General features: G+C 45.5%; 7 protein-coding genes. All 7 read left to right on the forward strand.

The window, feature by feature from the left end; all coding sequences use genetic code 11:
- The first annotated feature begins 70 nt into the window (after nucleotides 1-70).
- The 7 genes from DB520_RS04940 (at nucleotide 71) to DB520_RS04970 (ending at nucleotide 12,032) form a co-directional block, all read left to right on the forward strand.
- On the forward strand, nucleotides 71-2,347 hold the full coding sequence (locus tag DB520_RS04940) for a glycoside hydrolase family 31 protein (RefSeq protein WP_114748494.1): 2,277 nt from the start codon (nucleotides 71-73) through the stop codon (nucleotides 2,345-2,347).
- Nucleotides 2,340-3,434, forward strand: a complete 1,095-nt coding sequence (locus tag DB520_RS04945; RefSeq protein ID WP_114748495.1) for a Gfo/Idh/MocA family protein — start codon at nucleotides 2,340-2,342, stop codon at nucleotides 3,432-3,434. Before DB520_RS04940 ends, DB520_RS04945 begins: the two co-directional genes overlap by 8 nt.
- A gap of 35 nt (nucleotides 3,435-3,469) precedes the next feature.
- Nucleotides 3,470-4,225, forward strand: a complete 756-nt coding sequence (locus DB520_RS04950) for a phytanoyl-CoA dioxygenase family protein (protein WP_114748496.1) — start codon at nucleotides 3,470-3,472, stop codon at nucleotides 4,223-4,225.
- Nucleotides 4,226-4,287: 62 nt separating this feature from the next.
- Entirely contained in the window at nucleotides 4,288-5,874 is a 1,587-nt protein-coding gene (locus DB520_RS04955; RefSeq protein ID WP_114748497.1) for a sodium:solute symporter family transporter, read from the forward strand.
- Between the two features lie 80 nt (nucleotides 5,875-5,954).
- Nucleotides 5,955-8,147 carry an alpha-L-rhamnosidase-related protein gene (locus tag DB520_RS04960; RefSeq protein WP_114748498.1) on the forward strand — a complete coding sequence of 731 codons (2,193 nt, stop codon included), beginning with the start codon at nucleotides 5,955-5,957 and terminating at the stop codon, nucleotides 8,145-8,147.
- Nucleotides 8,148-8,246: 99 nt separating this feature from the next.
- On the forward strand, nucleotides 8,247-11,144 hold the full coding sequence (locus DB520_RS04965) for a glycoside hydrolase family 2 protein (protein WP_232834845.1): 2,898 nt from the start codon (nucleotides 8,247-8,249) through the stop codon (nucleotides 11,142-11,144).
- Nucleotides 11,145-11,147: 3 nt separating this feature from the next.
- Nucleotides 11,148-12,032, forward strand: a complete 885-nt coding sequence (locus DB520_RS04970) for a hypothetical protein (RefSeq protein ID WP_114748499.1) — start codon at nucleotides 11,148-11,150, stop codon at nucleotides 12,030-12,032.
- The last annotated feature ends 192 nt before the right edge of the window (nucleotides 12,033-12,224 follow it).

The following is a 12,224-nucleotide window of genomic DNA, read 5'->3' on the forward strand; positions in this document are numbered from 1 at the left end:
CCTCCGAAGCAAGTTCCCCGAATCGAGTTCGGGGCAGGCTATGTGACTGTTGAAAACAAATTATAAACAGATGAAACACACCAATTACCCCTATTTTGATTTTTTGGAGTTTGATCCCGAGAAAAGGGCGAACCCTTCTGAAAGGAGTCTCTGGATCGCGGAGAAGCCGGAGGGCGGAACTACCAATGAGAATGGGGAGGTGGAATTTACAGTTCCTTTTTCCTGCCAAAAGAATGAAAACAACATAGAGAAAAAGCAGGGAGTAGATAGGCAACTTCAAAAGTTGAAACTTACGGCCTATGGTGAAAATGTATTGAGGCTGAGCCTGGGAGAGGTGTACCCGGACAGTCCCATGCTTTCTAAAGACCTAGAAACCCGTAGAGGGCCACTATTTTTGGAGCAGGAAGAGGATATTTGGACCATAAGGGATGATGCCACCAACACAAAAGGGGAAATTGATTTCGCGGAAGAGTTGATCAGCCATTGGAGCGATTTGTTGCCTCCTCCCCAGGATGCCTTGAAGGCCACCTTTTATCCGAAGGGGAGTTCAGTGGTCTCCATCCAGGATTATGACCAATTCTTCCCTGCCAGAAGGGAAGCGTTTTCTTTAGCCTACATTACTGGAGAGGAAGGGGAAATCCAACAAACGTATATTTCCATAAAGGCCACGCACAAGGAGAGGTTTTGTGGTACCGGGGAAAGGTTTTCTAAAATGGACTTGTCTGGCAAAACCTTTTGGCTTAAAAACCAGGATGCACAGGGAACCAATAATAAAAGAGCGTATAAGAATGTGCCATTTTATATCTCCAGTGAAGGCTATGGCTTATTCCTTCACACCTCCTATGAAGCCAAGATATCCCTAGCAGACCACTCCTCCCGGTCGGTTCAGTTATTGGTGAGCGAGCCAAGGCTGGATGTGTTTTTCATAGGGGGAGATTCACCAGCAGAAATCCTGTATGCCTATAGGCAACTAACCGGCTTTCCCTCCCTGCCCCCTTTGTGGTCATTTGGGATATGGATGAGCCGGATGACCTATTTTGCTGCCAACGAGGTCATGGAAATTTGTGAGCGCTTGAGAGCAGAAGACTTCCCCTGTGATGTCATCCACCTGGACACGGGCTGGTTCCGAACGGATTGGCTTTGTGAATGGAGATTTCATCCCGAACGGTTTCCAGACCCTAAAGGTTTTGTGCAAGAATTATTGGAAAATGGATTTCGGTTAAGCCTTTGGCAAATGCCCTATATCGCCGAAGAGGCCATCCAACTACAAGAGGCGAGAGAAAATAACTATATAGGCCCAAGGAAATCAACAGGATTACAAGGTGGATCAAACTTTAGTGCTTTAGACTATGCAGGTACCATAGATTTCACCTACACAGCGGCAAAGAAGTGGTACCAGGATTTGCTAAAAGAGTTATTGGAAATGGGGGTAGCCTGCATCAAAACCGATTTTGGAGAGGAAATCCATATGGATGCCACTTATAAGGAAATGGATGCTAAGGGGCTGGCGAATTTATATGGTCTTTTGTACCAGGAAGCAGCCTATGAAGTTACCCAAGATATCTCAGGCGAAGGCATTATCTGGGCAAGGTCGGGATGGGCTGGTTGCCAGCGCTTTCCGGTTCATTGGGGAGGGGATGCAGCGGCCTCATGGGAAGGTATGGCAGGATCCCTTAAGGGTGGGCTGCACCTAGGGCTATCCGGTTTTGGTTTTTGGAGCCATGACGTGCCGGGTTTTCATGGGGTTCCTGATTTTATGAACAGTGTGATCCCAGATGATTTATATGTGCGATGGACTCAATTTGGGGTGTTTACCTCCCATATACGGTACCACGGCACCTCCAAGAGGGAGCCTTATTCCTTTCCGGGCATATCAGAAATTGTGAAGCGGTGGTGGCACTTGAGGTATGCACTGCTTCCGTATATTTTGGAAAGTAGTATTCAAACTACCAATAGTGGGCTACCGGTATTAAGAGGCATGCTCTTGCATTTTCCCGATGATCACGCCTGCTGGCATATCGATGACCAATACTTCTTTGGGGATGCGTTTTTGGTAGCCCCCATGCTTACTTCTGAGGATTGCAGGGACGTGTATTTGCCAGAAGGTTCCTGGGTTCATTTTTTTTCGGGAAAGCAGACAGAAGGACCAAGATGGCTCAAGAACCATAAAGAAGAACTCGCCGACATGCCCGTGTGGACAAAGGAGGGGGCCAAGGTTCCCTTAAACCCTAAGAAAGTCAACCATACAGGGGAAATCGATCCTGAAAAAACATTGGAACTAAAGATAGGGGAAAATTTCAAGGGGATATGGTATTGGATGGAAAAAAACCAATTTGCAAATGGATAAGGGCAATAAACTAAGATTGGGTATACTGGGTCTAGGAGAAGGGAGAAGTACCATTTCAGCCTGCCTAAATAGCGAAAAAATTGACCTCATTCAGATCTGTGACAGCAATGAGCTCCTCTGTAGGCAAAGAGCAAAGGAATTCGATTTTCCGCACTACACCACCTCTTATACAGAGATGTTGGAACGGTCTGACATTGATGCCATAGGTATTTATACGCCGGATAAATTCCATGCCGAGCATATTAAGATGGCACTGGAACACCAAAAGCACGTAGTGTGCACGAAACCATTATTGGATGATCTCAAGGAGGCCAAGGGTTTACTAGCCTTACAAGAAATATCTGGGAAGAGGCTGTTTGTGGGACAGAGCAGCAGATTTTTTGAACCCATGCGAAAGCAAAGGGAGGATTATCTCAAGGGCAGGATTGGGGATTTGATCACCATTGAAGCGTATTACCATGCAGACCATCGCTGGTTTCTTTCCAAACCCTGGGCTTTGGAAAATACCTTTAAATGGCTTTATGGAGGCTTAAGCCATCCGGTGGACTTTATTCGCTGGTACATGCCCGATATCGAGGAGGTGATGGGGTATGGCATGCTGAGCAGCAACGGTAGGGAAGGCGGCCTGAAAAACGAGGATTCCATGCATTTTATTTTCAAATCAAGGGATGGCAAGGTGGCGAGGGTTTCCGGGGCTTACACTGGGCCGGTGCAGCCTGCCTTGAGGGATTCGGAGATGAGTTGCATCCTCAGGGGAACCAAAGGCTGTAGCCAAGGAGATTATATGGAGTTGCGCTACGCAATTACAGACAGAGATGGAGAAGAGCAGGTGATTACCTGGGAACACAAATCCAAACACTATTTTCGCTTCGAGGGCAAAAGTCATCATGCGGGGGAATACAACAACTATCTGGAACATTTTGCAGACAGTATCCATGGTGATTTTATTGCCTATCCCGATTTAAGGGAAGGCATTGGTACTGTCGCCTTGCTAAAGACCATGGAGAAATCCCTGTTGTCCGGAATGCCGGAAAAGCCAGATGAAACCAAAAAGGAGTATGGGTTGGAAAATTGGCTCCAAAAGTAACAATAAAAATGACTATAAAATAACCTAGAACTGAAATGGAAAAGATAATCACGGCTGATCAAATAAAACAATTCCAAGAAGAAGGATATTGCATTGTAAGGGATGTGATCCCCAAAGATTTGATCGAGAAATTAAGGAAGGAGTGCCAGAGGTTTATTCGGGAGAAGGATGCGGAAATGGACAAGAAAGGTGTAGAGGTCGATGAAATAAACCATAAAGGGAAGCGGTATTTTATTGCTCTGCGCTATAAAGACAGCGAGATCATGCAGGAATTGATTTTCGGCAAGGAGTTGGAGGAAATTACCAGGAGGATTTTGGGGGAAAATGTATACTTGTTTTTGGAGCAGTTTGTGGTAAAAGCTGCCGACAAGGGTATGACATTTTCTTGGCACCAGGATTCTGGTTATTTGGATTTTGACCATAAGCCCTACCTGTCCATATGGTGTCCACTGGATGACGTGACGGAAGAAAACGGTACGGTCTATTTGCTTCCCTACAGTGAGGCGGGAACCAAAAAAAGGGTTGAGCACGTCTTAGAGAAGGAGACCAATGACAAAGTTGGGTATTTCGGTGAAAACCCCGGAGTGCCGGCCATTTTGGATGCCGGTGATTTGGCCCTTTTCAGCAGCACTTGTTTTCATAGAAGCGGTTCCAATTTTACCAACCGGGCAAGGAGGGTTCTGTTGATCCAATATTCCCCTGAACCAATCATGAAAGGTAAAGAACCTCTTTATTGGGCTGACCCCTTTATTCAAAACGGGAAGAGGGTAAAAGAAGTCCAGGAAGGATAGAAATTGGATGCAATTGATTCTGGTAGGTGAAGTACTTACCATTCATACCTTTAATTTTGCTTATGGAAGTTCACCAGGTACTGCACTATTGGGATTTTGCAGTGGTAGGAATATATCTTTTGGTCCTGATTGGAATTGGATATTGGGCCAGCTTTAGTGGCACCAGGAAAAAGGGGGAGAACCTATTTCTAGCTGGAAACACGCTGGGATGGCCTAGTATCGGACTTACCATGTGGGGAACCAATGTGGGGCCTTCCATGCTGCTAGCCTCCGCAAGTATTGGCTATTCTACCGGGGTAGTGGCTGGCAATTTCGCCTGGTATGCCTTTATATTTATCATGCTGTTGGCTATGGTCTTCGCCCCACGTTACCTGGGTGCCAGGGTACATACCTTGCCTGAATTTATGGGACAGCGATTTGGAGATACTACCAGAAATACCTTAGCATGGTACACCATAATAACCCTCATGATAAGTTGGCTTTCGCTCACCTTGTTTGCAGGGGGCATATTGATCCGGCAAATGTTGGCCATTCCCATGTGGTTGGCCGTAATCACCCTTTTGTTGATTGCTTCCTTTTTCACCATTGCCGGCGGGCTTAAGGCCATTGCATATACCAATGTTTTCCAAATGCTGCTCTTGATTGTGGTCTCCGCTGCGTTGACCTTTACCGGGTTGGCCAAGGTCGGAGGGATTGAGGGGTTGGTAACCCAAACGCCCCCGGAGTATTGGAACCTGTTTATGCCCTTGGATGACCCCAACTATCCCTGGATTGCAATACTTCTTGGATACCCGGTCATGGGGGTGTGGTTTTGGTGTACGGACCAGTCTATGGTGCAATCTGTCCTAGGTGCCAAGAACCTCAGGCAGGGGCAATTAGGGGCTAACTTTACAGGGTGGCTTAAGATTCTGGACGTACCCTTGTTTATTTTGCCTGGGATACTCTGCTTCATCCTTTTTCCCGGACTTGAAAACCCGGACAACGCATACATGACCATGGTCACCCATCTTTTTCCGGTGGGTATGACAGGACTGGTCATGGCTGTGCTGATTGCCGCCTTGGTAAGTACCTTGGATTCCGGGCTAAATGCCCTTAGCACAGTGTTTACCATGGATATTTACGTAAAAAAATACAAGCCAAAGGCTTCTCAGCCTGAGGTGGTCCGAATTGGTAGATGGGTAACCCTTTTTGGGGCTGTAATTGCGGTATTTATTACCTTGGCTATCGATCATATTGAAGGGTTAAATCTCTTCGATATTTTCCAGTCCATCTTGGGATTTATCGCACCGCCGATGGCCGTAGTTTTTCTTTTTGGTACGCTTTGGTCCAAGGCCAGCAGTTCGGCGGCAAATAAAGTACTTACATGGGGAACGGCTATAAGTCTGTGCACCGGAATTCTATACCTTTGGGTTTTCCCTAGCGAAAGGTATGAGTTTTGGCCCCATTTCCTGTTGATTTCATTTTACCTGTTTCTCCTGCTCTCAGCCATGATGATAATCGTTTCCCTTAGGGATCCCTTCGCTAAGCTTAGTGCATTGCCACCTAAACCTGTTTCCTTTTTGGCAATGCCGCTTTATGTCAAAATATCCTGGGTAGCCCTGGTGTTAGTAATGGTTGCTTTGTATTGGTTTTTCAACGGTCATGGATAAGGAATACAGGAAGGTGCAGGAAGAAAAATAGTAGGAATTCATGCAGTTTTAAACATGTTTTGACTGGTTTTGAAGAAATAATGAAAAGGCGTAATCATAAAGCATTTGTACTTGGAATCCTCTTCACCTTTTTTGGATGGAGTTTTGCATTTTCCCAAGCCCCCCAGTCGGAGGGCACCTGGATATGGTATCCCGGTGATTATGAAATTTGGCTAAGTAACAAGATGCAGGCCAGAAGGACAGAAAGAGGGGCGTTCCTTCCCCCACTTTGGCGTTACTACAGCCCATATCCCATGGTCACCTTCCGTAAAGAAGTGGATATTCCTTCCGAGGATAACATCCTGTTGGTAACAGACGGGCAGTTTAAGCTACAAATCGATGGGGAACTTGTTCATGGTAAGCCAGACACCATAGCTTTATCTGCAGGGAAGCACCAATTGGCCATAAAAGTTTATAACCAGGAAACCCTTCCCTCACTTTTTCTACAGGGGGAACATGTACAAAGTGACGCGAGCTGGGAAGTGACCTATGAGGACAAAGAGTGGATTGACGAAACAGGACAAGCCTCTGATCAGTCCGGCACCCTATGGGAAAGGGTGGGGTATTGGAATTTTGATTCTCCAGAAAAGGTACCCTCTGAGTTTGCTTTGGAAGTGGAACCCGCCCCAGCAGTAGAAAGAGAAGAACTTTCAAATGGGGAGTTGATTGACTTCGGAAAAGAGACCTTTGGATATCTGGTTTTTCATGGACTTAAGGGCGAAGGAAAGATTCGGGTGTTTTATGGAGAGTCTGAAGAAGAGGCTATGGACAAAGAATATTGTGAAACCCTGGATGAGCTGGAGGTTTCCTATTCCGAGGCTACTACCGATACCTTGGCCCAATCCATGGCTTTTCGTTACGTACAAGTGGAAAGGCAAGCAGAGGTATCCTACGATTCAGTATCCATGCTTTATGAGTTCCTTCCCCTAGACTACAAGGGCTCCTTTTCCAGCTCTGACGATTTGCTCAATGAAATATGGGATGTTTCCGCCTATACCCTTCATTTAAATACCAGGGAATTTTTTCTGGATGGCATTAAACGGGATAGGTGGATATGGTCAGGAGATGCTTACCAAAGTTACCTGATGAATTACTATTTGTTTTTCGATAATCCATCCGTTACCAGGACTTTGCTGGCCCTCAGGGGTAAAGACCCCATAAGCAGCCACCTGAATACCATTATGGACTATTCCTTCTATTGGTTTATCGGTATTTATGATTATTATCTCTTCACCGGGGACGAGGAATTCATTCATCAGTTTTACCCCCGAATGGTAAGCCTAATGGACTTTTGTTTGGAGAGGAGGAATGAAAACGGTATGATGGAAGGGTTGCCGGGCGACTGGGTATTTATTGACTGGGCCGATGGGCTGAAGAAGGAGGGCGAAGTAAGTTTTCAACAGCTCTTGCTGGCCAGGAGCTTGGAAGCAATGGCACTTAGTGCAGGAATAGTAGGGGACAGGGACGGGGAAGCCAATTATACAGCCATGGCTGAGCAGTTGAGGGAGAAGTTATTCGATGTATTCTGGTCCTCCGAACACCAGGCTTTGATGCACCATCGGGTAGATGGGGAAGTAAAGGAAGAGGTGACCCGTTACGCCAATATGTTTGCCATCTTCTTCGATTATCTTTCAAAGGATCAACAAGAAGCTGTAAAAACCCATGTACTGTTGAATGATGAGGTACAAAAAATCACTACTCCCTACATGCGCTTTTATGAACTTGAGGCATTATGTGCTTTGGGAGAACAGGAGCTGGTCCTGGATGAAATTAGGGAATATTGGGGAGGAATGCTGGAATTGGGAGCTACTTCATTTTGGGAGAAATATGACCCAAAGGAATCTGGAGAAGAACATCTGGCCATGTATGGCAGACCATATGGAAAGAGCCTCTGCCATGCCTGGGGTGCAAGTCCCATCTATCTTTTCGGTAAATATTATTTTGGGGTAAGTCCCAGCTCCCCGGGCTACGACACCTATATGGTGGAGCCCAACCTTGGTGGACTGGAGTGGATGGAAGGCTCGGTTCCTACCCCTGAGGGTGAAATCACCCTATTTTGTAGTACCTCGGAAATCAAGATTAAAGCAGATCATGGAGTAGGTACCCTGAGGATCAAAAGTGAAACTCCTCCCAAGGGATCGAATATGGAATTTAAGAAAGTGGAGGACTCTACCTATGAACTTGTAGTTAAACCTGGCCAAACCTATGAGCTACATTATAAAGCAATGCAATAAGGAAGATATGGCCGGCCCAATAGAAAAATAGGTTCTTTCCTTAAAGGGGGAATATATAGAAGCAATTAGAAAAACTAAACTTGGCAAAACCAACTCAAAATGAGGAACAATAGCTACCAAAAATTATTGAAGACCATTTCGGCACAAAAAATGGCATGGATCCTTTTCTTTTTTGGTCTTAACTGCTTGGGAAATAGTGGCCTTGCACAGGAATCAAAGACCATCATTCAGCACCTTTCCGGTACTGGCTACCAGGATACCGAGGAATGGGAGTTTAAATTATCCCATGGAAGGAACAGTGGAGAATGGACTACCATAAACGTTCCCTCTGTTTGGGAGCAGGAGGGTTTTGGTAAGTACCAGTACGGGGTACGATTCTATGGGCAACCTCACCCAGAGGGTATTGCCGATGAGGTAGGGATGTATAAGTATCATTTTGATGTTCCAAAAGAATGGGAAAATAAGCGCGTGAGGATTGTATTTGAGGGAGCTATGACCGATACGGAAGTGAAAATCAATGGGAGGTCCGCAGGTTCCAAGCACCAAGGTGGGTTCTACAGATTTAGGTATGATATTACCGAACTGCTGAAGTTTGGGGAGGAAAACTTGCTAGAAGCCACAGTAAGCAAGGAATCTGAAAATGCCAGCGTGAACTTAGCAGAGCGCAGGGCTGATTACTGGAACTTCGGTGGGATATTCCGACCCGTATTTTTAGAGGTAAAGCCTGCCCGATTTATTGAGCGTACAGCCATAGATGCAAGGCATAGTGGGGAATTTTATGCAGAGGTGTTTCTTGGGGACGGTTTTCCTAGGGGCCTTACCGTAAAGGCCAAGGTAAAGGATGCAAAGGGAAATTCCTTGGGATCCGCTTTGGAGAGTGAATTGGCTCCTGGCAGCGATAAAATGGTCTTAAAACAAAATTTCGAAAACATATCCCCATGGACTGCTGAAACCCCCAACTTATACGACATTCATTTTGCGCTTTATGATGGGGATGAGTTGGTTCATGAAACTGAAGACCGATTTGGTTTTAGGACTATGGAAGTCAAGGAATCCGATGGTATCTATATCAATGGGCAAAGGGTAATTCTCAAAGGGGTCAACAAGCATAGTTTTTGGCCTGAATCAGGAAGAACGCTGAACAAAGAACTCAACTATGAGGCAGCCAGGCTGATCAAGGAAATGAACATGAATGCTGTTAGGCTTTCCCATTATCCCTCTGACCCAGAGTTTTTGGATGCCTGTGATGAACTGGGACTATACGTGCTGCATGAATTGGCAGGCTGGCATGGCAAATATGACGAGGATGTGGGAAGGCCCTTGGTGGAATCCCTTGTTATGCGTGATGTAAACCATCCCAGCGTCATTTTTTGGGATAATGGAAACGAGGGCGGTTGGAACCCGGAACTAGACGATGAATTTGGCCGCTGGGATCCTCAAGACAGGCCCGTATTGCACCCTCAGCAATTAAAAAGCGGCATTGAGACCATGCACTACAGGTCCTATGGAGAAACCCAAGAATACATGCGAGGGGATTATATCTATATGCCCACTGAGTTTTTACATGGGCTTTATGATGGGGGGCATGGAGCCGGTTTAGATGATTATTGGGAGTTAATGCGTGAACATCCACGGTTTGGAGGTGGGTTTTTATGGGTGTTTGCCGATGAGGGGGTTGTGAGGACGGATCAGGATGGCCGCATCGACAACCAGGGGAACTTTGCAGCCGATGGTATACTTGGCCCTCACCATGAGAAAGAAGGAAGCTTTTTCACGATAAAGGAGGTTTGGTCCCCTGTGATGATCATGGAGAAAGATATGCTGACCGATTCTTTTGAAGGGGAATTCTCTGTAGAAAACAGGTATGACTTCACCAACCTTAATGAATGCTCCTTTGAGTGGGCTTTGGCGAAGTTCCCTATGCCTGGGGATAAGAAGGCTGGCCATCGTAAAGTGGATCAAGGAAGTAAAAAAGGGCCTGATATAGGTCCTCAAGAAAAAGGTACATTTTCCTTGTCCTTGCCTAAAGGATGGAGGGAAAATGATGTGCTTTATCTCAGCGTAAAGGATCCATTTGGGAATGAATTATGGAAATGGTCTTATACCTGGGACAAGGAAGAAGCCGATTCCTATTTGAGCAAGGGTGCGGGTGAACCCTCTTGGGAAGAATCTGAGGAGAGTATCCAAGTAAAGGCCGGAGATTTACATGTGATTATTAAAAAGGAAGATGGCAAGATTGCTGACCTAAAGGTGAAAGGCAAAGCTATTCCCTTTGGGAAAGGGCCAAGGTTTATTGCTGCCCGACGGGGTGACAGGACACTAGACGGAACCGTGGATCCTGAGGCAGGAAAAGGTATAGACCGAGTATATAAAGCCATAGATTATGAAGCTTACCTAAAAAATATAGCCATTGAAAGGGAGGAGAACACTGTCAAAATAGTAGCCTCCTATTTTGGCCCTTTGAAAGAAGTGGTTTGGACGATTCATCCCGGAGGCTTGCTGCAACTTGACTATACCTATAGCTACGATGGCGTGGTAGAGTTGGCAGGGGTTGATTTTGAGTTTCCGGAGGAATATATGAAGGAGATACGTTTTCTTGGGGATGGTCCCTACAGGGTATGGCAAAACCGATTGCATGGCACTACGCTGGATGTTTGGGAAAATGAGTACAACGACCCCATACCAGGAGAAACCTTTGAGTACCCTGAATTTAAAGGGTATTTTGCCAATTGGAGATGGGCTGCATTTGAGACAGAACAAGGGAGGATATATATTTCCCAAGAGGATGCTAATTCCTATCTAGGGGTTTATACACCAAGAGACGGAAGGGATAAATTGTTGTACACTTTGCCCGAGACGGGGCTGGGGGTATTCGATGTGATACCTGCGGTGAGGAATAAAGTAAATGCGACAGATCTGGTAGGCCCATCTTCCCAAGCGCAATGGATGGAGGGCCCTACTTCTCATACTTTGTTTTTTAAAATTGAAACCGATTGAGATATGATAAGAAATTGTAATGACGGAACGGGTTCCGAACCTTACCTGAGGGCGGATTTGAATATAGGAACATGCAACGACCTTCCTGAATTTTCCACGGGCCCAAAGGGAGATTTAGCAGAGAAGCATATGGTCATTAAGGATGCTGGGTTTGCAGGTGTTCAGGATGGGGATAGGGATGTTTGCCGACAACTTGGCCTTAAACTTTCTGCACATGCCAGGATAAACGAGTTAGGGAAGCTGGAAGAGTTGGTAAAGCAATGGAAATCTAATGGGTATGATTGTTCATCCCTACATGTGGGTTGGGGAATGGAGTCTGATGATGAAATTGACCGTTTTTTAGATGAAATCATCTCTTTGTCCCAGAAATACGATTATCCTATCTTTTTGGAAACCCACAGGGCCACTATCACCCAGGATATGTTCCGTACCGTTAAATTTGTAGAGCGTTTTCCCGAGATCAGGTTCAATGGGGATTTCAGCCACTGGTACACGGGACAGGAAATGGTTTATGGAGGAATTGAGAACAAGTGGGAGTTCATTCATCCTGTTTTAGAGCGGGTTCGGTTTATCCATGCCCGCATCGGCAATCCAGGATGTATTCAAGTGGCCATCCGGGAAGAATTGGACCAACCTTTCGTATCTCACTTCAAGGAAATGTGGGTTCGATGCATACAGGGGTTTATGAAGAGTGCCCAAAAAGGCGATTTCATTTGTTTTGTCCCGGAGTTGTTGCCTGCCGATATCTATTACGCCAGGGCTTTTGAGCAGGGGGAAGCAGGCTTGAAGGAGGAAAGTGACAGATGGGAGCAGGCCATAAAGCTCAAGGAGATGGCCAAATTATGTTGGGAAGAGGCTCTTCTTAGGATGGATGCTCCCAATAAATAGGTATTGAACTAGTTTTAGGCCTTAAATAATTCGTAAAAATACCTATTGTTAAAGCATCATTAAATATAGAATAATTAATTGTTAACTCTATTTTTTAAATTAAATGTAAAAAATAAATATTTTTGTTGTCATAATTTGAATTTTAAAACCAATGTGTTAACTTTGGAATATCAAACAAAGACAAAAGGTCTT

It is taken from the genome of Pleomorphovibrio marinus (assembly GCF_003347495.1).
Classification (GTDB): domain Bacteria; phylum Bacteroidota; class Bacteroidia; order Cytophagales; family Cyclobacteriaceae; genus Pleomorphovibrio; species Pleomorphovibrio marinus.

Coding starts and splice junctions, on each gene's coding strand:
- DB520_RS04945 (WP_114748495.1), top strand. CDS start 2,340: ATGGATAAGGGCAATAAACTAAGATTGGGTATACTGGGTCTAGGAGAA.
- DB520_RS04955 (WP_114748497.1), top strand. CDS start 4,288: ATGGAAGTTCACCAGGTACTGCACTATTGGGATTTTGCAGTGGTAGGA.
- DB520_RS04950 (WP_114748496.1), top strand. CDS start 3,470: ATGGAAAAGATAATCACGGCTGATCAAATAAAACAATTCCAAGAAGAA.
- DB520_RS04965 (WP_232834845.1), top strand. CDS start 8,247: ATGAGGAACAATAGCTACCAAAAATTATTGAAGACCATTTCGGCACAA.
- DB520_RS04970 (WP_114748499.1), top strand. CDS start 11,148: ATGATAAGAAATTGTAATGACGGAACGGGTTCCGAACCTTACCTGAGG.
- DB520_RS04940 (WP_114748494.1), top strand. CDS start 71: ATGAAACACACCAATTACCCCTATTTTGATTTTTTGGAGTTTGATCCC.
- DB520_RS04960 (WP_114748498.1), top strand. CDS start 5,955: ATGAAAAGGCGTAATCATAAAGCATTTGTACTTGGAATCCTCTTCACC.